Genomic DNA, 24,982 nt, shown 5'->3' with positions numbered 1-24,982 from the left:
AAACCTATACGGTCAAATTACATTTTAGAACATTCCAACAATTTTCATTTGTCATTACATTTAGAGTTTGTACTTTTGACCAAACCAAATAGTATATGAAACGAGCATGTTCAATATCTCATCTTCTGCGAGAAAGTCAAATGGCGAACCGCATGCGAACTCTTAAAAACATTAAATATTAACGCATGAAAAATACCAAATATGTTTTCGTAACCGGAGGCGTAACTTCATCTCTTGGCAAAGGCATTATTGCAGCATCTTTAGCTAAATTATTACAAGTTAGAGGTTACTCTGTGACCATACAGAAATTGGATCCGTACATTAACATTGATCCAGGCACATTAAATCCTTATGAACATGGTGAGTGCTATGTAACTAATGATGGTGCAGAAACTGACTTAGATTTAGGGCATTACGAAAGGTTTTTAAACATACCTACTTCACAGGCAAATAATGTTACCACTGGTAGAATATATCAATCAGTTATTGATAAAGAACGAAGAGGAGATTTTTTAGGTAAAACCGTACAGGTTATACCACATATTACTGATGAGATTAAAAGAAGAATTCGACTTTTAGGTAATACTGGAGATTATGACATCATCATTACTGAGATTGGTGGTACCGTAGGTGACATTGAGTCGTTACCTTATATAGAGGCCGTTAGGCAATTAGAATGGGAATTGGGACGAGAAAATGCAGTGGTTATTCATTTAACATTAATTCCTTATTTAGCCGCAGCCGGAGAATTGAAGACAAAACCTACACAGCATTCCGTAAAAATGTTAATGCAAAGCGGTGTAAATCCTGATGTTTTGGTATGTAGAACAGAGCATCCTATTGGTGATGATATCAAAAGAAAGTTAGCTCTTTTTTGCAATGTACAACAAGAAGATGTTATTGAATCTATTGACGTAAATACTATTTATGATGTTCCTAATTTAATGTATAAAGAAGGTTTAGATCAAGTAGTTCTTAAAAAATTAAAATTAGAAACCAGTCCAAAGCCTAATTTAACGGAATGGAATGAGTTTTTACGTAAACATAAAAACCCAAAACATACTGTAGAAATTGGTTTAGTAGGTAAATATGTTGAATTACAAGATGCCTACAAGTCAATATCAGAAGCTTTTATTCATGCGGGTTCTTCTCAAGAAATTAACGTAAATCTACACTGGATACATTCCGAAAGTCTAACTGTTGAAAATGCGGAAAGCAAATTAAAAGGTTTAGATGGTGTATTGGTAGCTCCTGGTTTTGGTGTAAGAGGTGTTGAAGGTAAAATAAAAGCAATACAATATATTAGAGAGAATAACATTCCATTTTTAGGCATCTGTTTAGGTATGCAAATGGCAGTTATTGAGTTTGCTAGAAATGTATTAGGATTAGAGGATGCTAATTCTACTGAAATGGATAAGAAAACACCTCACCCTGTTATTAATTTAATGGAAGAACAGAAAAATATTTCTGACATGGGAGGCACTATGCGTTTAGGGGCATGGGATTGTAAATTGGAAAAAGGAACAAAAGTATACGAGGCTTATAACACAGAAATGATTAGCGAACGTCACAGACATCGCTATGAATTTAATAATGATTATTTGGAGAAATTCACCAAGGCAGGCATGAAAATTTCTGGAATTAATCCAGAAACCAAACTTGTCGAAACTATTGAACTTCCTAATCATCCTTATTTTGTAGGTGTACAATACCATCCTGAATATAAAAGTACAGTGTTAAATCCACATCCTTTATTTGTGGCTTTTGTAAAAGCATGTTTAGAGACCAAATGAGAAAAAATATAACCATTTTATTCTTAATTATTTCAACAATTGTAATGTTGAATAGTTGCGAACGCGATGAAGTTTGTATTGACCCAATTACACCTAATTTAATTGTTGTCTTTTATGATTTTGATGATTCTGAAAACGAAAAATCTGTAAATAATTTAGCTATTGAAATAATAGACATAGATGGTATTGGTAAAAGTTTAGATACTGTTCAAATTGACTCTGTTGGTATTCCATTAAATGTTTATGATAATCAAACCAAGATTGTTTTAACTGCTAACAGTAAAGATGACTTACTATTTAATAGAGATACGATACTTGTAAGTTACACAACTGAAGAAGTATTTGTTGGGCGTTCATGTGGCTATAAATCCATATTTAACAATGTCACTATTAGCAGAAACTTTAATGATTCTGATAAATGGATAAAAAGTTTGTTACTATCACAAACAGAAATAGAAGATGAAACCGAAGCACATGTTACGATACTGCATTAACATATTGTTCTTACTCTATTTCACGATTTCTTTTTCACAAGGTATCGGGTCAACAAAGAAAGATTCTGTTTATTTAAATAAATATGGTTTACGTATTGGGATAGATTTATACAACCCCATACACACTGTATTAGACGATGCTAGAAAAGGATTTGAAATTGTAGGAGATTATCGCATTTCAAAAAAATATTTTATAGCGGCAGAACTAGGCTATATAGAAAATACAACGGACGAAGATTTTATTAATTTCACCACAAACGGTTCCTACATCAAATTAGGTATTGATTACAATGCCTATGAAAACTGGTTAGACATGGAAAACATGATCTATGTTGGTTTTCGTTACGGTTTTAGCACATTCAGTCAAACCCTAAATTCATATACAATAAATAACGACCCTTTTTATGATGAGGTTAGTATTGTTCAAAACGGACAAAAATTTGATGGTTTAAATGGACATTGGGGTGAAATTGTATTAGGTGTTAAAGCTGAACTATTCAATAATTTATTTATGGGATTTAGCTTTAGTGGTAAAAAAATGTTTACTTCAAAACAACCTGATAATTTTAAAAACTTATTTATTCCAGGCTTTAATCGTGTCTTTTTAAACAACTCTGGATTCAGCTTTAATTACACGCTTTCTTATTTAATTCCGCTGTATAAAAAGGCGAAATGATAATTTTTCTTTAATTTTACTACTACTAAAAGAATTTAGCATGCAAAATATACCAAGTGTAGATTTATCTGATTTTCTATCTGATGACCCTAAAAGAAAACAAAAATTCGTTAACGAGATTGGCAAAGCCTATGAAGACATTGGCTTTGTAGCATTAAAGGGGCATTTTTTAAGCGATAATTTGGTTGATAATTTATATAGTGAAATAAAAAAATTCTTCGCTCTTCCTCTAGAAACCAAACACAACTATGAAATAGAAGGCATTGGCGGACAACGCGGTTATGTTTCCTTTGGAAAAGAAAGTGCAAAAGGTAAAAAAGAAGGCGATTTAAAAGAATTTTGGCATTTTGGTCAATACGTAGAAGATGATGATAAATTAAAAGCGGAATATCCTGATAATGTAACGGTTAAAGAATTACCTGAATTTAATAAAGTAGGTAAAGAAACGTATCAAATGTTAGAAAAAACGGGTGTTTATGTTTTAAGAGCACTTGCTCTATTTTTAGATTTAGATGAACATTATTTTGACAATTATATAAAAAATGGTAACAGTATTTTAAGACCAATTCATTATCCGCCAATTACGAGTGAACCGAAAGATGCTGTAAGAGCAGCAGCCCATGGTGACATCAATTTAATTACCTTATTAATGGGTGCTCAAGGTAGAGGTTTACAAGTACAAAATCATAAAGGTGAATGGTTAGATGCTATTGCACAACCTGACGAAGTAGTTATTAACGTTGGCGATATGCTTTCTCGTCATTCTAACAATAGGTTAAAATCTACTATTCATAGAGTTGTAAACCCACCTAGAGAAAATTGGGGAACATCACGTTATTCTATTCCTTTCTTTATGCACCCAATTAGCGAAATGCCACTTAATTGTTTAGAAAACTGTATTGATAGTGAACATCCAAAATTATATGATGATATTACTGCAGGTGAGTTTTTAACGGAACGACTAATAGAATTAGGCTTAATAAAAAAGTAACTATTCAAAGCCAATAATTCTAAAGCTTAATATCCAAAATCTCCTATTTTAACACAATGGATTTACAAGATCAATTAAAAAATTTATTTCCAGAACATAAGCCTGAAAAGGAAGAAAAGCCAAAAGAAAAAAGTACTATTTGGTTACAAGACGATCCTATTATTTGTAAATATGAAAAACGTAAAGGGAAACCCATAACAATTTTAGAAGGGTACACTGGAGCAACGTCTGATTTTAAAAAATTAGCCAAAGAAATAAAAACAAAATTTAGCGTTGGTGGTAGCTTTAAAGATGATAAAATTATTATCCAAGGCGATCTTAGAGATAAAATTATGGAGCTTTTAAAAGAAAAAGGCTTCGCTGTTAAACGCGTAGGAGGATAAAATGGTTTACACCGCACAACAAGCTGTAATTTTTAAAATCATATATTCTAATACCTAAAATTTCAAACATTGAACACAAAACGTATTCCCGAATCTGAACTAATTTTAAATAAAGATGGTAGTGTATATCATCTAAACTTAAAACCCGAACATATAGCAGACACTATTATTCTTGTTGGTGATCAGGATAGAGTAGCAAAGGTTGCCAATCATTTTGATAGCATCATCTTTGAAACGCAAAAAAGAGAATTTAAAACCATAACAGGGATTTTAAAAGGTAAAAAACTTACGGTAATCTCAACAGGTATTGGACCTGATAATATTGACATCGTAATGAATGAATTGGATGCATTGGTCAATATTAATCTAGACACTAGAATGATAAAACCAGAGCATAAAAAACTTTCAATTGTACGAATTGGTACTTCCGGTTCTTTGCAAAAGGATATACCTATAGACCGTTTTGTTTTATCAAAGTATGGGCTGGGTATGGATGGAACATTACATTCATATGCCTGTGAACAGATACTTGAAAGTGATATTGAAAATGCTTTTATAAAACATACAGATTGGAACAATAGAAAAGCTAGACCGTATATTGTTAAAGGAAGTGCTGTATTAGAAGCCCTTTTATCAAGTAATGATACTTTTAGTGGCTTTACTGCAACTGCAAATGGATTTTACGGCCCTCAAGGACGAGTGCTTAGATTAGCTTTACAAGACGCTAAATTGAACTCTAAAATTGACAATTTCAGTTTCAATGGTTTAAAAATTACGAATCTTGAAATGGAAACTTCTGCCATTTATGGTTTAGCAAAACTATTAGGTCATGAGGCACTTTCTATGAATGCTATAATTGCAAATAGAGCAAATGGGACCTTCAGTAAGGATACACATAAAACTATAGAAAAGTTAATAAAATACACTTTAGAAAAGCTAGTTGCAGCATGAAAAAAATAACCATTGGAGGTGTACCAGAACACTTCAATTTACCTTGGCATATGGCCATTGAAAACAATAAGTTTAAAGACAAGCATATTGACCTACAATGGAAAGAATTTCCAGGAGGTACAGGTGCCATGTGTTCTGCATTACGCGTTGGAAGTATTGATGCTGCCGTTATATTGACAGAAGGTATTATAAAAGACATAATTGCGGGTAATCCTAGTAAAATTGTAAAAACATATGTCGATTCTCCTTTGTTGTGGGGTATTCATGTTGCAGAAAGTTCAAAATTCAATTCCGTACAAGAGCTAAAAAATGCTAAAATTGCTATAAGCAGACCTGGTTCAGGATCTCAACTTATGGCAAAAGTAAACGCCGTAAAACAAGGGTTTAACGTTGATCAATTAAAATATGTGCTTGTTAAAAATTTAAACGGTGGTGTTAATGCATTGTCTGATGGATCAGCCGACTATTTTATGTGGGAGCATTTTATGACAAAGCCTTATGTAGATAATGGCACTTTCAGAAGATTAGATAGCCTAGAAACTCCTTGGCCTTGTTTTGTAATAGCTGTACGTAACAATATACTAAAAGAGGAACCAGAAGCTATTAAAAGAATGATAAAGGTAATTAACAAACAGCTAAAGCATTTTGAAAATCCTTTAGAAAACGATAAATTAATTACTCATTTTTCAGAACGTTATCAGTTAAAAGTAGAAGATGTAAAAACATGGTTATCACTAACCAAATGGAATAGAAAAAAAACAGTTTCAAAAAAATTAATTAATAGCATTCAAAATAAATTGACAGACTACGACGTTATAAAGGAAAATGTACCTGCAAAGGTATTAATTAAAAAGATGTTTTAAATACGTTTTAAACCAACCAACTAAAAACCTAGGTTATTTTATGATAACCAAAAAAGCAATCAACCAACCAATCTGAAAGCCATTTTAATAGCAATATTAAAATGGCTTTTTAGATTTTAATGAATGCTTTAAATTAAGTTAATCTATTTAGATAATTAAAAAACAGGCCTCATTATAAAACATTAAAGTTTATTACAATTAATGCTTAGCAATATTTTTTGCTTGTTTACCATTATTTTTTTGGCAGAGTTATTGTATCTATACTTATCAGTAAGCAAGTATTATATAGAATTGACATAAAAATAATAATATTGAATTACAATTCAATTCAAATAATATCTATATTTGTTGAAACCCATATTTCTAAACTAAACAACTTATTTAAAAATTAATGATCTTGTACTTCCTTTTTAATACAAAATTGAAAAGCGATACAATAGATATGAAATGAATATGAAAATAAAAATACTTTGTTTATTACTAACAGTTACTTCTTTCGGTTTTAGTCAAACCGATACAGATATCTATCTATTTGATTTTATTCAAGGAGATAGTATTCTTGTTATCGACAATCCTATTAACATATCTGACAATAAGGGCTACGACAACCAACCTTCATTTTTAAATGACGGTTCTGGTGTATTATATGCCTCTACAAGAAACGAGCAAACTGACATTGCACTTTACGATATTAAAAATAATGTAAACGTATGGTTAACAAACACGGAAGCCAATGAATACTCTCCCATTCAGACTTTTGATAAAAATTATTTTACAGCAGTTAGATTAGACCAAGATGGCGAGCAACTTTTGTGGAAGTATAAATTTAATGGTAAGAAACAAGAAGTACTTATAGAAAACCTACCGGTTGGTTACCATGCATGGATTTCTAAAAAAATGTTAGTTTCCTTTGTAATAGGAGATCCCTCATCTTTAGAAGTTTCTAATTTAAAGTATAAAATTAAATATCCAATTGATAAAAATATTGGTAGGTCTATCTTAAAAATTCCAAATACAGACTTATTGAGTATTATTAGTTTAGAGCATGAAGATCCTGAAATTTATTCTATTAGCCCTATAACTAGTGAAAAAAAATATCTTGCTGATCCCTTAGAAGGTGCTCAAGATTTGGCATGGACACCAGATGGCACAATGATTATGGGTAAAGGTGATACATTATACAAATTAAAACCTGGTGTTGACAAAACCTGGGTCGAGTTTGCTTCATTATCTTCCTATGGACTAAAAGGTATTACTAGATTAGCTATTAGTCCGTTCGGTAATAAATTAGCCATAGTTGTTGATGAAACTACCAAATAATCAAAACAAGTAATACCCCATAAAACATAAAGTTAGCTATTTTTTAGTTTTTTCAGAGATTTTCGATAAGTTTGTGTGTAAGAAATTCCGCATAAATCGAATTAACTAAAACCATTTATAATCGCTAATGAAATTATTTACGTATTCATTTTTAGTTTTCCTTATAATTATTACAAGTTCTTGTAGCAAGAAAATAATCAAAGAAAAGTGGCTTAAAACAGAAGCTCCGGTAGTATTTAAAGCTCGTTTCGAAACTACAAAAGGCAATTTTGTCATTGAAGCACATCGCGAATGGTCTCCTTTAGCTGTTGATAGATTATACCAACTAATTTCTAGTGATTTTTATACTGATATTGCGTTCTATAGAGTTGTACCCAATTTTGTGGTTCAGTTTGGAATTCATGATAATGCCGATTTAAATAAAGCTTGGAGTACTTATAAAATTGCAGATGAAACTGTTAAGAAAAGTAATGAAGAAGGTACCATAGCATTTGCCCGAGGGGGCAAAAGAACTAGAGATACCCAATTATTTATCAACTTAAAGAATAATGATAGACTTGACTCTTTATCGTATAGTGACGTTACTGGTTTTCCTGTAATTGCAAAAGTTATTGATGGAATGGATGTCGTTAAGGAAATTTATAATGGCTATGGCGAAAAACCTGGAAGAAGGCAAGATTCAATTCAAAAATCGGGAAATTCGTACTTGAAATCAACTTTTCCGAAGTTAGATTATATAAAAAAAGTGTATATTGTGGAATAATTAAACATTTAAATTATCCTCTTTTACAAAGATATTTATAGTATAGGCACGTTATAAAAGAACATTCCGCAGCTTAGAAAATTGTAAAATTTTCCAAAAACTACGGAATGGGAATTAAATGCATTAAAATAACGTGCCTTATTTAATAAAAGTATAAATTACTTCAAAAGGTTTTGTTATTTAACGAAATTTTATGTTTAATTCCCAATTTCTTTCCCTTTTTAATTCTCTAGTTATTTTATTTACCTTCTTGAATAGTTAGGAGATTCTTTCGTAATCATTACATCATGTGGGTGACTTTCATTAATACCAGATGCCGTTATTTTAACGAATTTTCCAGTTTCTTTTAAAGTTTCGATGTCTTTTGCTCCACAATAGCCCATTCCAGCTCTTAAACCTCCAATAAATTGATGAATACTTTCGTAAAGATCACCCTTATAAGGCACACGACCTACAATACCTTCCGGTACTAATTTTTTAATATCATCTTCAACATCCTGAAAATAACGGTCTTTACTTCCTTGTCTCATCGCTTCAACAGAACCCATCCCACGATATGACTTAAATTTTCTTCCTTCGTAAATAATTGTTTCTCCTGGCGATTCTTTTGTCCCAGCCAATAAAGAACCTAACATAACGGTGTCAGCTCCGGCAGCAACAGCCTTAGGGATATCTCCCGTATAACGAATACCTCCATCGGCAATAACAGGCACTCCACTTCCTTTAATAGCTTCAGCAACGGCTAATACAGCTGAAAATTGAGGAAAACCAACTCCTGCTACAACTCTTGTAGTACATATTGAACCGGGACCAATCCCCACTTTAACGGCATCAGCACCAGCCTCAACTAAATACTTTGCAGCTTCTGGTGTAGCAATATTACCTACTACCACATCAATATTTTTAAATTTTTTCTTAATTTCTTTAAGCACATTCACTACACCTTTAGTATGCCCGTGTGCTGTATCTATAATTAGAGCATCAACTCCGGCATTTATTAGAGCCTCTGCTCTATCTAAAGCATCAGGTGTTACACCAATAGCAGCAGCTACTCTTAACCTACCAAAACTATCTTTATTCGCAATAGGTTTTTGCGTTACTTTGGTAATATCTCTAAATGTAATAAGGCCTTCCAGTTTTTCACCTTCAACAATTAATAATTTTTCAATCTTATATTGCTGTAATATTTTTTCTGCATCTTTTAATGAAGTTCCAACAGGTGCAGTAACTAAATTCTTGCTTGTCATTACCTCTACAATAGGCTTATTACTTTTATGCTCAAAACGTAAATCTCTATTGGTAACAATACCTTTTAACATACCATTATCATCTACAATTGGAATTCCTCCAATACCATGCTCACGCATACTATTATTGGCATCTTCAACGGTTGCTGTTAAAGGAAGTGTTACAGGGTCTATAATCATACCGCTCTCAGCACGTTTTACTTTACGTACTTTAACCGCCTGTTGTTGTATTGTCATATTTTTATGAAGTACACCGATACCACCTTCACGAGCCATAGCTATTGCCATTGCAGATTCAGTAACCGTATCCATAGCAGCGGATACAATAGGTATATTTATAGTAATATTTCTGGTAAATTTTGTTTGGATATTTACTTCGCGTGGTAGTACTTCAGAAAAAGCAGGGACTAAAAGTACGTCGTCGTAGGTTAAACCTTCTCCAACAAATTTCGGATTTTGAGTATTCATTTACAATTAAATTAAATAATAATTAATTGCACGCGAATTTACAATTATTAATTGAGAAGCCTTGTTAAATCTTTAAATAATTATTAGGTTCTAGAAAAAATCACCAATCAATTGGTTGTAATTTTTTACTTTTTAAAAACTCATTCGTCTTGCTAAAATGTTTATTGCCGAACCAATAACCTCGATTGGCACTTAATGGTGAAGGATGACCACTGGTTAAAATAGTATGTTTTTTATCATCTATAAGTTTCGCCTTCTTTTTAGCAAAACCTCCCCATAATAAAAAAACTACATTTTCTTTATTCTTAGAAATTTGTGAGATTACCGTGTCAGTAAAAGTTTCCCATCCTTTTTTTTGATGAGATCCAGCTTCATGAGCTCTTACCGTTAACGTTGCATTTAGTAGTAATACTCCTTGCCTTGCCCAATGTTCTAAATTTCCATTTTCTGGGGATGACTTACCCAAATCTGCCTCGATTTCCTTGAATATATTTTGTAATGATGGCGGTATTGCTACATTTTCATTTACTGAAAAACACAAACCGTTAGCCTGCCCTACTCCATGGTACGGGTCTTGTCCAATTACAACAACTTTTAAATCATCAAAAGAACAATAATCAAATGCTGCAAAAATAGCTGAACTTTTGGGGTAGCACGTAAACTGATGGTATTCCGTTTTCACAAAAGAAACTAAATCCTTAAAATAGGTAGCCTCAAATTCTTTTGCTACAATTGGTTTCCAGCTTTTTGCTATACTCAAATCCATACATTCCAATTAGAAAATATCTTCAATAGAAAAGACTATTATTTTAGTTACTTTTGCTTGACCAAAAATACAATTTTGAAGCGTAAAATTACTAATAAAACACTTAAAGATTTAGAGTTTGATGTGGTCTTAAGCCATATAGCAAATTATTGTCAAACGGACTTAGGTAAAAAAGCTGTATTAGAAATTGTACCTATTCAAAAGAAAGAAACCCTAATTGATGAATTACATCAAACCAATGAATATTTAGGTTCCTTTGAAAATGATAATAGAATACCAAATCATCAATTTGATGAAATAACAAAAGAAATTCATTTGTTAGGTGTAGAGAATAGTTTTTTAGAAGCACAAGCTTTTCAAAAAATTGCTACTTTATCAGAAACAACAATTGAATTACTCAACTTCTTTAAAAAATTTGCAGAATACTTTCCTTCCCTTTTTAAGAATTCTCAAAAAATTGACTATACCAAAGAAATTCATGAAGGTATTCATAAAATTATTAATCGTTTTGGTGAAGTATCAGATAACGCAAGTGCCGAATTAAAAGCAATCCGTAAAGAAATAAATAGCGTAAGAGGTGAAATTGGTAACAGTTTTACAAAAGCACTTAATCATTATGCCAGTAATGATTATTTAGATGATATTAGAGAATCAGTTATTGATAATCAAAGAGTTTTGGCAGTGCAAGCCATGCACAGAAAAAAAGTAAAAGGCTCTTTATTAGGTAATTCCAAAACAGGAAGTATTGTTTATATAGCACCTGAAGCCACGCTAAGATTAAGCAGAAGGCTACAAGATTTAATCTACGAAGAGCAACAAGAAATTGTCCGTATATTAAAAATGCTGACCAATCAAATTAGGCCTTATAAGAGTTTTTTAGAACAATATCAGTATTATCTAACACATCTAGATACCGTTTCTGCAAAAACAAAATATGCTCAAAAAATCAACGGCTTATTACCAAAGTTTTCTCATAGTAAGAAAGTATTATTTCGAGATGCTTATCATCCCATATTATTAGAAGCAAACACTAAAAAAAACATTAGTACTATTCCGCAAACTTTAGAACTAAATCAGAATCAACAAATTATTGTTATTTCTGGACCTAATGCTGGCGGTAAAAGTATTACTTTAAAGACTATCGGCTTATTACAGGTTATGATTCAGTCTGCTATTTTAATACCTGTACATGAACGTAGTGAAGTCTATTTTTTTGACACAATCCTAACCGATATTGGCGACAATCAATCTATAGAAAATCAATTAAGTACCTACAGTTATCGTTTAAAAAATATGCGTGATTTTTTGCGTAAATGCGATAATAACACACTTTTTTTAATTGATGAATTTGGTACTGGTAGCGACCCTGAATTAGGAGGAGCATTGGCTGAAATTTTCTTAGAAGAATTTTACAGTAAAAACGCTTATGGTGTAATTACCACACACTATTCTAATTTAAAAGTTTTAGCCAATGAGCTTGAAAATGTAACCAACGCCAATATGCAATTTGACGAAAGAACATTGGAACCTTTATTTAAACTTTTTATCGGTCAGGCCGGAAGTTCATTTACATTTGAAGTTGCTCAAAAAAATGGCATTCCTTTCAGCTTAATAAATAGAGCAAAAAAGAAAGTTGAACGCGGTAAAATTAGATTAGATAAAACAATTTCTAAACTTCAAAAAGAACGCAACAAACTTCAAAGAACTTCAGAAAATTTAGAAAAAGAGCAAGATAAGGCTAAAATGCATTCTGATAATCTTTCTGAAAAGGAATCGAAAATTCAAGATAAACTTGAGAGTTTTCAGGAATTATACGACAATAATCAGAAAATGCTTTCTATAGGCAGAAAGGTAAATGAAATGTCAAATACATATTTCCAATCTAATAATAAAAAGAAATTATTAGCCGATTTTATGAAATGGATATTAATGGAGAAGAACAAATACGTAACGCTCCATAAACCTATTAAAAAAACAAAAGTCCAAAAGAAGGAGGAAACGGAAACAAAAAAAACAATAGAAAAGGAATTAGAGGAGGTTAAAAAAGAAGTCTTGGTTGAGGTTAAAAAAATTAGACAGAAAAAAAACACGCTAAAAAAACAAATTGAAAAAGTAAAAGCTGATTATAATTTTAAGGTTAATGACAGAGTACGTTTACCAGATGGTAAATCTGTTGGAACCATTGATAAAATTGAAAAAAATATTGCCACTCTTAATTACGGAATGTTTACTACAAAAATAAATATCAATCAATTAGAGCTGGTTGAATCAGCAAAAAAATAAAGCTATCCCATTCAAAATTATATGGTTATATTTATTTTGCTTAATTTTAACAAAACTAAATATTAACTAAAACCACAAAAAATGAAGAAATTTTTAGCATTCGTGCTAATTCTTTTGTTTATTATTTTGGCATGGTTTGGCTGGGAATGGTATAAAAACACCATGCTCTGCTGCGATAACACCGTGCAAACTGAAACAAAAGAAAATGTACCACCATTGACAAAACCAGTCAAGTATGGACCACTCGTTTACAATTGGAATTCACACAAACCCGTTACAAATGACCTTTGGTTTAATAAAAAAAAGGAAATTCAATCTGCAGATGGTGAAGGTAAAATTTTAAGAATTCTTGGTCCTTATTATAAGGATGAAACCAACACTACTTCTTTTGAAAACCTTGGATTAGCAAGAGCTGATGCCGTAAGACTAATGCTATCTGATTCTGTAGCAATGAATAGAATGGAGATTGATAGCAAATTAATTTTAGATTCAGAAGATGCAAAAACAGCATCGTTTGGGGGTACAATTTTAGAGTGGAAAGTTAGAAATGAAAACATTCAAGAAGTTGATAACAAAACCCTAATTTATTTTCCATACAACTCAACCAAAAAATTGGAAAATGAAAACATTAACGACTATCTAAAAAACATCGTTGAGCAATTAAAAAACAACGAAAAAACAATTTCGGTTACAGGTCATACAGATAATAAAGGTAACCCTGGTTATAACATGAAACTAGGTTTAGATAGAGCTAAAACTATTAGAAATATATTAATCAAATTGGGTATCGCAGTAGAAAGAATTTCTGTGGGTACTGAAGGTGAGAATAATCCAATTGCGTCAAATGATACAGAGGAAGGGATGGAGAAAAACAGAAGAGTGGAATTAGAAATTAATTAATCAACTAAAAAATAAAATTATGTTAGCATTACAAATAAATACAACAGCATGCGATGGTTCCGATATGTTTTGGCCATGGTTTTTATGGTTATTAGCAGCGTTTATATTAGGAATTATTTTAGGATGGTTATTATCAAAAATCTTTGGTGGTACAAATGATACCACTGATTATTCTTCTAAAATAAAAAGCTTAGAAGCTGATTTAGCAGCTTGTCGTAAAGAAAAAGGAGTACTAGCTGCAACTGCCGCTGCTACTACTGCATCTCTAGCGGCAGCGGTGATTCCAGCAAAAGCGATTATTCCAGCTAAAGCTGACGATTCTATAAAAGATGACTTAACGAAAGTAGAAGGTATTGGTCCAAAAATTAAAGGTTTACTAAACGATGATGGAATTTGGAGTTTTAAACAACTTTCAGAATCCGAGCTAAGTAGATTACAAAAGATATTAGACAATGCAGGTCCTCGTTATAGAGTTCATAAACCTAAAACATGGTCAGCTCAGGCTAAAATGGCTGCGGAAGGTAAATGGACTGAATTAGCAAAGTGGCAAGATGAATTGAAAGGAGGATTATAATTTCCTTTTTTTAATAATAAAAGCTCCAATTAAAATTGGAGCTTTTTTTTTTATTCTTTATACCTTTCCATCTCTCTATCATAAAAAGAGGATGCTTGTTCTATCAAATCATTTATTTCATTAGTGAGCTCATCTTCATTCTCTCCAGTAACATCTTCCAGCCATTCAATTTCATCATTCACTAAATTAATAATAAATTGAGGATAATCTGTATGTATGATAAAAATATCATCAGGAAAATCAGTATTGTCTCCGAGTAAAAATTTAGGTAATTGCATATCTTATTTTATTAAATTCATTATTTCGTTATATATTTTCAGGCCTACATCTTTCCCATATAGATTTTTAGAAAAGTCAGATTTTTTTGATTTAAAATAATCAAAAGCTTCTATCATCTTTAACTGATTACTGCCAACCGTTTTTGCAAATCCATTTTGTACCAACTCAACCCATTCTGTTTCTTCTCGAGCAATAATACAATGTTTTTTGTTAAAGTAAGCTTCTTTTTGTAATCCACCACTATCAGTAACAACCATTTTACAGTGTTTTAATAAGGAGAGCATATCAAAATATCCAACAGGTTCTATAATTGTAATACTTGTTTCAATATTATTTTCTTCAATTATTTTTTTTGTTCTTGGATGCAATGGCATTACCACTTTACATTGAACATTAATTTCATCTAAACCAGTAAAAATAGCCTTTAGCTTTTCAACATGTACTGTATTATCTTGTCTATGGATGGTGGCTAATACAAAGTTATTTTCCTCGAGCATTAATTTATTACAAATGCTCGATTTTTCATTAGCCTTTTTTGAATAATACGTTACCGCATCTTTCATAATATCACCTGACTTCACCACTTTCTCAGAACCAAGTATACCTTCTTTCTTTAAATTTTGTACACCAACATCAGTTGGACAAAGTAATAAATCAGAAATAGTATCTGTAGCTATTCTATTAATTTCTTCAGGCATGTTCATATTAAAAGATCGTAAACCAGCTTCAACATGAATTACGCTAATGCCCATTTTTTTAGCAGCTAACGCACCTGCTAATGTCGAATTGGTATCCCCATAAACAACAACAGCCAATGGCTTTTCATCTAACAGTATTTTTTCAACCCCAATTAACATTTGTCCTGTCATTGCAGCATGACTAAGTCCATTTATATGCAAATTGTATTTGGGCTTAGGTATTTCCATCTCTTCAAAGAAGATATCGCTCATATTTTGATCAAAATGTTGACCAGTATGTACAATTATCTCTTCGAACTCTCCGTGTTCACGAATAATTCTGCTTAACACCGCTGCCTTTACAAATTGTGGCCTTGCTCCTAAAATAGTTACAATCTTTTTCATGATGCCAATTGTTTTATAATAATTGATAGCTGTTCAGTCAATGCTTTACGATGGTACTTATCAATGTTTTTAGTTCCTGAAATCAATTCATTTTGCTGGTAGTCTGAATATAATTTTTCAATAGATCTCTTCATTTTACATGCATCATTAAAGTCAATTACCTCACCAGAACTTGTTTCACTCAATATATCTGCTAAATCACCATCTTCAGGTCCAATTGCCAAAATTGGGCGTTCAGATTGTAAATATTCAAATATTTTACCTGTAATTATTCCTTTTGAACTAGGCACATCGTTTACAAGCAATAATAAAATTTGAGCTTTTCTTTGAAAACCAATCACTTCTTTATGCGGTAAATAATCGATAATCTCTGTATGTGATTTTAAATTATTTTGGTCCAAATTTTCTATAACTTCATTTGCCAATTTCCCTACAAAAACCAACTTACAATCTTTTGCGAAGCTTGTATTTTCAGCTATCAATTCTGACAAAACCTCAAATAACACTTTCGGATTTCTATCTGCATTTACTAAACCGACATGAACTAAAGTGAACTTTTTATCCAATTCATTTTTAGATGAATTCCGATCTCCATCGTAGCCATTCGTTATTACTTGAACATTCTTATTAAATTTAAGAAAATTCTCTTTCATCGTATTACCGACCACTAACACGCAATCTGCTTTGCTCACCACTTCATTTTCTAATTGATGGTGCTTTTTTTTACTTTTTATTGTTAATGGTAATTTTTGAAAGTAATCAATATCCGTCCAAGGATCTCTAAAATCAGCAATCCATTTTAATCCTAATTTATTTTTTAATTGTAAGCCAATTAAATGTAAACTATGTGGTGGACCTGTAGTAATAATAACATCAACTGGATTATTTATTAAATATTCAGTTAAATATGTAACAGATGGTTTAACCCAAAATTTTCTAGCATCTGGTATAAAATAATTAGCTCTTATATATTGCATTATTTTACCAAAAAACGAGGGGTTTTCACTTAAAAACCCTGCACTTGTTTTTTTATTTTTAGTACCAAAAAGTTTTAAAATATCATTGGGTTCTTTTATGGGTTGCTTGATAACTTTTACAGACTTTGGCACCTCATTTTCTAATGTTTTATCCTCTATGGCATAGTTAGGCTCATCAACAGTATAAACCACAGGTTCGATATCAAATTGCGTCAAATATTTCACAAATTTTAACCAACGTTGTACGCCAGAACCACCTGAAGGAGGCCAATAATATGTTATTATAAGAACTTTCAAATTTCTAATTTATCATACAATTTGAGTAACTTCAAACTTTCCTCATCCCAATTTTCACCCTTGTCCATAACTGCAGTATACGCATTTTCAGTTTTATATTTTAATGCATCATAATTTGTAACGGCATTAGTAACTTTTAATGCAAAATCTTCCGCATTTCCAGCTTCAAAAACCAAGCCTGCATCATATTTCTCAACGATTCGTTTTAATGGTTTACATGAACTAACCAATAATAAGCTTTTACTCATCATAATTTGAAATAGCTTATGAGGTATCGTATTATCTGTATGGTCGTTGGCCTTATGTGGTATTATATTTAAGTTGGACTTTTTCATTATAGTTGCCACTTCATCAAAAGGCCTATATCCAACAAACTCAACAGCATTTTCTAATTTCAGTTGCTTAACGATTTCTTTTAATTTGTTTTCTACATCTATACTTCCTTTCCCTATTAAATACAACTTTGCTGTTGGAACATGATGAAGCACCTTTTGCATTCCTCTAATCGCAGTATCTAAACCACGATGCGGGCCAAATCCGCCAACATATGTTATAGAAAAGAAATCTTTATCAATTATATTTTGTGCAACTTCTGTATTGAAATTTTCTGCAAAATTTTTCTTTTCATAATTAGATATCACTGTAAATTTTTCTTCTTCAATATGAAAATTATTTATCAACTTCTCCTTCATTTCATCAACTACACAAACAATTTTATCAAACTTTCTACAGTATTTTTCTTCTTTTTTAGACCAATGCTTAGGGTTAAAAAACAACATATTCTTTATTCTAATCAGTCTACTTTTTTTCCATGAAAACCAAGTTTTTAAGGCTTCAGGATAGTTTTCGTGTAAATCTAAAACCAAACCTTTTTCAACTTTTTTCCTAAATGCATATGCCGTACCTGCCAATGGTAAATCATGTACATGTAAAAATTCAATGGAATACTTTCTGAAAATTTTCTTTAAATTAAAAAAGAAAAAAGGATTGATATTAAATACACTTTCAATAATATCATTAATTCCCTTTTTAACGGTAGTATAGTTAGAACCTATCCTATAAACCTGCACACCATTTACAATTTCCTGTTTAGCTTGTTTATTTTTTCTAGGACAAACTACAATTATTTTTTTACCAAAGTCAATCAATGCTTCTGCCTCTTTTCTTACCCTAATATCTTGTGGATAAGAACCGTCAACAATCATGCAAATAAATTTATTATCTGACATTTTTTTCGGCATAAACTGCATAATAGCGAGGTGTATACTTTCTTAAAATGGGTCTAAATCCAATTTGATTAATTGGACTCGTCCATTTTTCTGTTTCTTTTATAGTCCAATTTGATTTTTCTAACAACCAATCAAATTGCCAATCTTCAAATTCATGATAATGCCGATCCCATTTATCTGTTTTAGACCGATAAGCCTTTGCAAACCAAAGATTAAGGGGTATTGTAGCAATTAATTTAGTAGATTCAATTGCACTTAACACATTAAATGGAGCTAAGAGATGTTCAAATATTTCAAATGCTGTGACTGCATCTACGTTGTGCTCTTTTACAATTTCAGGTAACAAGTCTAAATCTTCACCATTTGTATTAATGACGGTATAGCCGTGTTCTTCCATAATTTCACTAAACGGATTTCTAATACCTAGATCTAAAATTGTAGCAGGACTAGGCAATACTTTTAGTAAAAATTTAATAGTATGATCGTATCTTTTACTCGGTAGTTGATTGTACATTTTTCTTTTTATCAATAAAAAACCATCCAATAGGAATCAATAATAACAGAGCATATGAAATCATAGTAATGGTATTTCCTGTTTTGATTACGGTTGGTTCAAATTTAAAAACAATTTCATGTTTACCTGATGGTATTACCATCGCTCTTAACACATAATTTGCCCTAAAGTAAGGTGCTAATTTACCATCAATATATGCATTCCACCCCTCTTTATAATACATGTCTGAAAAAATGGCCAATTGCTCATTACTGCTATTTGAATCGTATTTTAATTCATTAGGCTGGTAAGAAGTTAATATTATTGATGCCAAGCTATCTTTTGTAAAAGAAGTTTGACTCAACATGCTCTTAAATTCAGAATTAACAACTGCTTTTCTTTTAGTATTCAAGCTATCCAAGGCTATAATTTCTTCATTGGTAGAATTAACAACTTCTACCTCATCTACAAACCAAGCGTTACCATTAGCATCGTCATTCTTTTGCATTCTTGTTACCCGGTCTTGATCTTGAAAAAGAATGTATTTGGTATTTAACATATTTAATACCTGCATATTATTTTTCGCAATTTGATATTCAAACAACTCTTGATATCTCCGCGGTTTTGCCGCATGGTATCCACCAATCGAATTATGAAAATACGACGTACTACCATCATTCATCGGATTAACTGCAAAATTGGCTACTCTGTAATACGATTTATCTTTAAGTATTTCTTTATCAAATTGATTCGCTGCAAATGGAATCTCTTCTTGTTTTTTAGAAACAAAATCATCATCATTTACATAGCGTCTATCTACTCCGACCAAATCGAATAAAATTAAAACTGCAAAGGAAATAATTACTACATTTTTATTAATTTTCTCTTTTAAAAATGCCCATAATAGTCCTCCAGATATTAAAATTAAAATTAAAGAACGTAAACTATCATTAAAGAAAAGTGATTTTCTTTCAGAAATAATAGTATCCATAAAGCCAGGAAATTGCTTCTCAATTCCCGCCATACCTGGATCTCTAAAACTCTCAAAATTAAAAAGACTGGTACCAAATAACGTAAAAAATAATATCAAGCCTCCAACTCCATAAAGTGCATACTTTAGATACTTTAATTTGTTAGTTTTATTATTTTCATCTTTTAAAAACTGATTCAATGTAATTATTGCTAATAAAGGTACTGCCAACTCAGCTATTACTTGAATAGAAGATACCGCTCTAAACTTATTATACATGGGTACATAATCAATAAAAAAGTTGGTTAATGCAGGAAAGTGTTTCCCCCAACTTAATAAAAGAGAAAAAATAGTAGCCGCTAGCAACCATTTTTTCAAATTTCCTTTTACTAGAAACAACCCTAGCACAAAAAGAAATATCAACACGGCTCCTATATAAAACGGAGCTTCAATTATTGTTTGTTCTCCCCAATAACCAGGGAAGTTTTCTGAAAAATTCTTAGCTTCTGCCCTTCCAAACTTATTCTTTAAAAAAGCATAGGTCTCCGTGTCTTTACCTAAATTCTCTCTATTTCCACCTCCATAAAATCTTGGTATTAAAAGACTAAAGCTCTCTGCTATTCCATAGCTATACTCCGTAATATACTCTCTATCTAATCCTGAAGATATATGTTCTTTTGGGGTACCTTCTGAGGTAATGGTTAATTCACTTTTACTACGTGTACTGTGTGAAGCATATTCTTTCGTAGCCAATAAACTTGTTGAATTAACGCCAATAGCCAATACTGCTGCCCCTGCCAAAATAAGAGTACTTTTAATAAAATTTGGGATTGTTTTTTGCTTAATGGCATCTACTAAATACACAATACCTAAAATTAATATCATAAAGAGTAAATAATAAGTCATCTGTGGATGACTTGCATTTACTTCAAAAGCTAAGGCCAGAGCCGTTAGTGTAAAACCAGACAAATACTTTCGTTGAAAAACCAACAAAATCCCCGCTAAAACCATTGGCATATAAGCAATGGCATGTGATTTCGCATTATGTCCTGCTCCAAAAAGGCTTATAAAATAAGTTGAAAAGCCAAAAGCCAAAGCTCCTATAATAGCTAGCCTCCAATCGACCTTAAGCACATATAGTAGAACAAAAAAACCTAAAAAATACAAAAATAAGTAGTCTGCTGGTCTAGGTAAAAAGCGTAGTAATAAATCTGCTTTTTTTATATAATTGTTTGGATAATATGCACTAACATTATATGCTGGCATGCCACCAAAAGCCTTATTTGTCCAGTAAGGTTCAGCATCTTTTTCTTTTCTATACTCAACTATTTCCTTAGACATACCCTTAAACTGAGCGATGTCACTTTGAAATATTTTTTTACCTTCTAAAATAGGAGAAAAATAAGCCACTGATACAATAACAAATACTAAAATGGCAATTAAAAAACGTAGGTATTTATTATTCATTATCTCTTTTTATAATTTTTGTATAATTATTTTTGTTAACCACCAGACAAAAATCATTCAACATCTTCATAATCAACATACTCCCCAACATCATTATTACTTTTCGCATTTGTACTAGGGGCTTTATCAATGATTGTTTCCCCCTCTTTTACATGTTGCTTTTGAGTTGTTGTCCTTCCTTGTTGTTCATTAAATTTTTTCTCAACATTTTGCATCATTTTCTTCATAAAAATAGGAAATAAATATCTTCCTATAATTTTAAGAGCATAATAAATAGCTAAAATAATGAGTAGTGTTCTTATAAAATTCATAATACCAGCTTCTTGCATAAAATAAAACCTAAATAAAAGATTTTTCAAATTAGTTCCCAAAAATAACAATTTGAAAGCAACAAATACGTTAAGTAATACATAAATTGATAATTTTTAGTCTTAACACTCCCGCATGAGAAAATTCGTCTTGGTTTTTATTTTTAGTTTTTGCTATCTAATAAGTGCTGCACAGTATACAGAAGTCATAAATTCTAAACGACCAGGTTTCTCAGACAGCCCTTATAGCGTTGGTAAAAATGTTTACCAGGTGGAAGCAGGGTTCTTCTATAAAAATATAGGTAATTACTTATACTACGACCAAGTTACAGCAGAAACAATTAACTACAATAGTAAGTCATACGGTACAGACCTTATTTTTAGAACGAGTCAATTTTTTGAAAAATTAGAATTAAACTTAGACTTATCATTTGGTCAAGAAGACAGAAACTACACACAACCTACTATTTATAGTGAATCTGCTTTAGGATTGAGTAAATTTACCGTTGGAGCAAAGTATCTTGTCTACTCACCAACATACACAGACAAATCAAAGGAAATACGAAGTTGGAAAAAAAGAAACAGTTACGATTGGAAAAGACTTATTCCCGCGGTAGGTGTTTATGCAGGACTTAACACGAACTTGCTTAGTAAATTACATAAAAACCCAGGAGGTTTAAGTCCGAGGTTTGCACTTTTCACACAAAACGATCTTACAAATAAATTTGTTTTAATTACAAATTTTATAATGGATAAGACCTTTACGGATGATTCTGAAAATTCATACATTATCACTGCTACTTATTCACTAACACCAAAAGTTTCTGTATTCGCTGAGAATCAAGGTTTTTTAAGAAAAAATGTACCAAACGATTTTCAATACGGAGTAGGGAGTGCTTATTTGTTAAATAAGAATATGCAAGTAGACGCTGCTTTTCGTTATATAAAGGATGAACGCGGAGATGATAGTTTCTTTTTTGGAGCCGGTATTGCGTGGAGGTTAGACAGACATATTGATGGTTTTAGCACATTAGATTCTGAAGGGAAAGCAACAAAAGACAATAATGGAGGTGGCTTCTTTTCCAGAATTTTTTCTAAAAAAGACAAAAAACAAAGAAAAGTTAAAAGTGTAAAAGCGGGTAAGAAAAAAATTAAAACCTTAAAACCTAAGCAAACCAAAGCTCAAAAACGATTAGAAAAAGAAGCGAAGAAAAAAGCGAAGGATGACAAAAAACAACAAAAAGCGGATCAGAAACAAAAGAAAAAAGACACCAAGAATTACGATAAAAATTATGACCCTAACAGCAATTAATTAACTGTTATTGCTCATCTAAATAGTAAATCTATTTTCTAAAAATTTAATTCACAGTTTGTATTCGCTATTATAAATTAATTATCTATTTCTTTTTTGTAGATTTGAAATAATTAAAAAGCCCTTAATTATTTATAGATGATTACAATTAAAGAAATTACTTCAAAAAGTGATTTAAAAAAATTCGTAAAGTTTCCTTTTTCAATTTTCAAAAACAATCCCTATTGGATTCCTCCTATTATTAAGGATGAATTAGAAGGCTTTGATAAAACTAAAAATCCGGCGTTAGACAATGCCAAAGTTCATTTCCTGTTAGCATATAAAAATAATAAAATCGTTGGTAGAGTTGCTGCTGTTTTAAATTTCGTTGAAATTAAACAACAAGGATTAAAAAAAATGAGGTTCGGTTGGTTTGATGTTATCGATGATTTAGAAGTTACAAAAGCTTTATTAGATAAAGTTAACGAAATTGGAAAACAGAATAACTTAGAATATATTGAAGGGCCATTAGGTTTTTCAAACCTCGATAAAGTTGGTGTACTAAGTGAAGGTTTTGACCAAATAGGAAACATGATTACTTGGTACAGTCATCCTTATTATAAATCGCACTTTGAGCAATTAGGGTATGTTAAAGAGAAGGAATTTATAGAAAGTATCTTTTCATTTAATAATGTGAGAAATCCTGAAGTTTTTCAGAAAGCCCAAGCATTGATCAAAAGAAGGTATGGTCTAAAATCAATTACGTTTACCAAGACAAAAGAAATTATGCCTTATGTAGATGAGATGTTTGATTTATTTAATGACACCTACGCTAAGTTATCTACTTTTGTTCCTATATCCGAAAAGCAAAAAGCCTATTTCAAGAAAAAGTATATTAGTTTTATTAATCCCGAATACATTAAGTTTGTAAGTGATAAAGACGATAAAATTATCGCTTTTTCAATTGTAATGCCAAGTTTTGCAAAGGCCTTGCAAAAAGCAAATGGTAAACTTTTCCCCTTTGGATTATTCCATCTTTTAAATGCTAGAAAAAACAGTAAAGAAGTTTTATTTTATTTAATTGGAATTAGACCAGATTACCAAAACAAAGGGGTAACTGCAATTATTTTTGATGAATACTATAGAACTTTTAAAGAAAAAGGTATCGAAGATTGTATTAGATCATCAGAATTAGAAGAGAATCAAGCTATCCACCAATTATGGAAAAATTTTGATCCCACCATTAACAAAAGAAGAAGAACATATAGAAAAGATATTAGCAATTAGAAGTATAAACTTTGAATAATTAACATGCAGCTTTTTTACACCGCTAACATATCCAATGACTCGGAGACCTTTACTTTTGATAAAACAGAAAGTAGACATATTGTTAAAGTCTTGCGTAAAAATACCGGTGATCAACTTTTTATCACGAATGGTAAAGGAGAACTGATTACCTCTGAAATTATAATAAGTAGTGACAAAAATTGTACGGTAAAAATATTAAATATTGAAACTAAACAGAAGCCATGGAATTACAATCTGCATGTCGCTATGGCTCCTACAAAAAATATTGATCGATTTGAATGGTTTTTAGAAAAAGCCACAGAAATAGGAATTGATCAAATTACCCCTTTACGTTGCGACCATTCTGAGCGGAAAATTATTAAAATGGACAGATTAAATCGCATTTTAGAATCTGCAATGAAACAATCTCTTAAATATCAATTACCTCAATTAAATGAACTCACTTCTTTTTCTGAATTTATTAAGAAAAACAATAGTGACCAATTATTTATAGCACATTGTGAAGAGACTGATAAAAAGCATCTAAAAGATGTATTAACACCAAAGCACAATGCAACAATTTTAATTGGACCTGAAGGTGATTTTTCTATTTCAGAAATTGAACTTGCTTTACATAATAATTACAAACCCGTTTCATTAGGTGAAAGCAGACTTCGCACAGAAACTGCCGGGATTGTAGCAACTCATACTGTTTCCTTATTTAATTTATAATGAGATGTAGATTGTTTCATCTGTCTAGTCCTAAATAACCGATACAGATTATTAAAGGATTAAATTTATAACTTAAAGCTTAACGATACTAATATCGT

24 protein-coding genes are annotated in these 24,982 nt (G+C 31.2%); 15 read left to right on the top strand and 9 right to left on the bottom strand.

What is annotated here, in order from left to right; all coding sequences use genetic code 11:
• Positions 1-185 precede the first annotated feature (185 nt).
• The 9 genes from pyrG (at position 186) to JBL43_RS14005 (ending at position 8,234) form a co-directional block, all read left to right on the top strand.
• On the top strand, positions 186-1,793 hold the full coding sequence (gene pyrG / locus JBL43_RS14045) for a CTP synthase (RefSeq protein WP_198842046.1): 1,608 nt from the start codon (positions 186-188) through the stop codon (positions 1,791-1,793).
• Complete coding sequence (locus JBL43_RS14040; RefSeq protein ID WP_198842045.1) at positions 1,790-2,287, top strand: DUF6452 family protein; 498 nt, start codon at positions 1,790-1,792, stop codon at positions 2,285-2,287. Before pyrG ends, JBL43_RS14040 begins: the two co-directional genes overlap by 4 nt.
• Complete coding sequence (locus JBL43_RS14035) at positions 2,253-2,963, top strand: DUF6048 family protein (RefSeq protein ID WP_233098789.1); 711 nt, start codon at positions 2,253-2,255, stop codon at positions 2,961-2,963. The genes JBL43_RS14040 and JBL43_RS14035 overlap by 35 nt, the downstream gene beginning before the upstream one ends.
• 40 nt (positions 2,964-3,003) lie before the next feature.
• Positions 3,004-3,954: an isopenicillin N synthase family dioxygenase gene (locus JBL43_RS14030; RefSeq protein ID WP_198842044.1), complete on the top strand. Its 951-nt coding sequence runs from the start codon at positions 3,004-3,006 to the stop codon at positions 3,952-3,954.
• A gap of 56 nt (positions 3,955-4,010) precedes the next feature.
• The gene (locus JBL43_RS14025) at positions 4,011-4,337 is read left to right on the top strand and encodes a translation initiation factor (protein WP_117879279.1); all 327 of its coding nucleotides are present in this window, start codon (positions 4,011-4,013) and stop codon (positions 4,335-4,337) included.
• Between the two features lie 69 nt (positions 4,338-4,406).
• Complete coding sequence (locus JBL43_RS14020) at positions 4,407-5,288, top strand: nucleoside phosphorylase (RefSeq protein WP_233098788.1); 882 nt, start codon at positions 4,407-4,409, stop codon at positions 5,286-5,288.
• On the top strand, positions 5,285-6,151 hold the full coding sequence (locus JBL43_RS14015) for a substrate-binding domain-containing protein (protein WP_198842043.1): 867 nt from the start codon (positions 5,285-5,287) through the stop codon (positions 6,149-6,151). The genes JBL43_RS14020 and JBL43_RS14015 overlap by 4 nt, the downstream gene beginning before the upstream one ends.
• Before the next feature lie 453 nt (positions 6,152-6,604).
• Positions 6,605-7,471, top strand: coding sequence for a TolB family protein (locus tag JBL43_RS14010; protein WP_198842042.1), 867 nt, complete (start codon positions 6,605-6,607; stop codon positions 7,469-7,471).
• A 127-nt stretch (positions 7,472-7,598) separates the two neighbouring features.
• Positions 7,599-8,234: a peptidylprolyl isomerase gene (locus JBL43_RS14005; RefSeq protein WP_198842041.1), complete on the top strand. Its 636-nt coding sequence runs from the start codon at positions 7,599-7,601 to the stop codon at positions 8,232-8,234.
• A 242-nt stretch (positions 8,235-8,476) separates the two neighbouring features.
• On the opposite strand, the gene guaB is transcribed toward JBL43_RS14005, so the two are convergent.
• Positions 8,477-9,949 (bottom strand): IMP dehydrogenase, encoded by a 1,473-nt coding sequence (gene guaB / locus JBL43_RS14000; RefSeq protein WP_198842040.1) that lies wholly within the window; start codon positions 9,947-9,949, stop codon positions 8,477-8,479.
• Positions 9,950-10,049: 100 nt separating this feature from the next.
• Complete coding sequence (locus JBL43_RS13995) at positions 10,050-10,715, bottom strand: uracil-DNA glycosylase (RefSeq protein WP_198842039.1); 666 nt, start codon at positions 10,713-10,715, stop codon at positions 10,050-10,052.
• 75 nt (positions 10,716-10,790) lie between these two features.
• Here JBL43_RS13995 and JBL43_RS13990 point away from each other — a divergent pair, with 75 nt between their 5' ends.
• From JBL43_RS13990 to JBL43_RS13980, 3 genes are all read left to right on the top strand, one after another.
• A complete protein-coding gene (locus tag JBL43_RS13990) occupies positions 10,791-12,998 on the top strand; it encodes an endonuclease MutS2 (protein ID WP_198842038.1) in 2,208 nt (735 codons plus the stop codon).
• An 81-nt stretch (positions 12,999-13,079) separates the two neighbouring features.
• Complete coding sequence (locus JBL43_RS13985; RefSeq protein WP_198842037.1) at positions 13,080-13,898, top strand: OmpA family protein; 819 nt, start codon at positions 13,080-13,082, stop codon at positions 13,896-13,898.
• 19 nt (positions 13,899-13,917) lie between these two features.
• The gene (locus tag JBL43_RS13980) at positions 13,918-14,472 is read left to right on the top strand and encodes a helix-hairpin-helix domain-containing protein (protein ID WP_198842036.1); all 555 of its coding nucleotides are present in this window, start codon (positions 13,918-13,920) and stop codon (positions 14,470-14,472) included.
• A 50-nt stretch (positions 14,473-14,522) separates the two neighbouring features.
• Here the strand turns inward: JBL43_RS13980 and JBL43_RS13975 are convergent, their stop codons facing one another.
• From JBL43_RS13975 to JBL43_RS13945, 7 genes are read right to left on the bottom strand one after another with little or no spacing between them, the layout of a single operon-like run.
• Entirely contained in the window at positions 14,523-14,750 is a 228-nt protein-coding gene (locus JBL43_RS13975; protein ID WP_138950821.1) for a DUF8828 family protein, read from the bottom strand.
• A 3-nt stretch (positions 14,751-14,753) separates the two neighbouring features.
• The gene (gene wecB / locus JBL43_RS13970; RefSeq protein WP_198842035.1) at positions 14,754-15,833 is read right to left on the bottom strand and encodes a non-hydrolyzing UDP-N-acetylglucosamine 2-epimerase; all 1,080 of its coding nucleotides are present in this window, start codon (positions 15,831-15,833) and stop codon (positions 14,754-14,756) included.
• Positions 15,830-17,107, bottom strand: coding sequence for a glycosyltransferase family 4 protein (locus tag JBL43_RS13965; RefSeq protein ID WP_198842034.1), 1,278 nt, complete (start codon positions 17,105-17,107; stop codon positions 15,830-15,832). Before JBL43_RS13965 ends, wecB begins: the two co-directional genes overlap by 4 nt.
• Positions 17,104-18,336 (bottom strand): glycosyltransferase, encoded by a 1,233-nt coding sequence (locus tag JBL43_RS13960; RefSeq protein WP_198842033.1) that lies wholly within the window; start codon positions 18,334-18,336, stop codon positions 17,104-17,106. The genes JBL43_RS13965 and JBL43_RS13960 overlap by 4 nt, the downstream gene beginning before the upstream one ends.
• Complete coding sequence (locus JBL43_RS13955; protein WP_198842032.1) at positions 18,326-18,850, bottom strand: class I SAM-dependent methyltransferase; 525 nt, start codon at positions 18,848-18,850, stop codon at positions 18,326-18,328. Before JBL43_RS13955 ends, JBL43_RS13960 begins: the two co-directional genes overlap by 11 nt.
• Positions 18,828-21,266: a YfhO family protein gene (locus JBL43_RS13950; RefSeq protein ID WP_198842031.1), complete on the bottom strand. Its 2,439-nt coding sequence runs from the start codon at positions 21,264-21,266 to the stop codon at positions 18,828-18,830. The genes JBL43_RS13955 and JBL43_RS13950 overlap by 23 nt, the downstream gene beginning before the upstream one ends.
• A 53-nt stretch (positions 21,267-21,319) precedes the next feature.
• Entirely contained in the window at positions 21,320-21,577 is a 258-nt protein-coding gene (locus tag JBL43_RS13945; protein WP_198842030.1) for a DUF4834 family protein, read from the bottom strand.
• Positions 21,578-21,710: 133 nt separating this feature from the next.
• Between JBL43_RS13945 and JBL43_RS13940 the strand changes: the two genes are divergently transcribed.
• The 3 genes from JBL43_RS13940 to JBL43_RS13930 all read left to right on the top strand — a co-directional run bounded on the left by JBL43_RS13940 (position 21,711) and on the right by JBL43_RS13930 (position 24,884).
• The gene (locus tag JBL43_RS13940) at positions 21,711-22,886 is read left to right on the top strand and encodes a transporter (RefSeq protein ID WP_198842029.1); all 1,176 of its coding nucleotides are present in this window, start codon (positions 21,711-21,713) and stop codon (positions 22,884-22,886) included.
• A gap of 138 nt (positions 22,887-23,024) precedes the next feature.
• Positions 23,025-24,152, top strand: coding sequence for a GTP cyclohydrolase (locus JBL43_RS13935; RefSeq protein WP_198842028.1), 1,128 nt, complete (start codon positions 23,025-23,027; stop codon positions 24,150-24,152).
• A gap of 24 nt (positions 24,153-24,176) precedes the next feature.
• On the top strand, positions 24,177-24,884 hold the full coding sequence (locus tag JBL43_RS13930) for a 16S rRNA (uracil(1498)-N(3))-methyltransferase (protein WP_198842027.1): 708 nt from the start codon (positions 24,177-24,179) through the stop codon (positions 24,882-24,884).
• Positions 24,885-24,982 lie beyond the last annotated feature (98 nt).

The sequence above is a fragment of the Aureibaculum flavum genome (assembly GCF_016406085.1).
Taxonomy (GTDB): Bacteria; Bacteroidota; Bacteroidia; order Flavobacteriales; family Flavobacteriaceae; genus Aureibaculum; species Aureibaculum flavum.
Note: the sequence above shows the minus strand (reverse complement) of the source record. Positions and strands in the feature narration are given on the sequence as shown.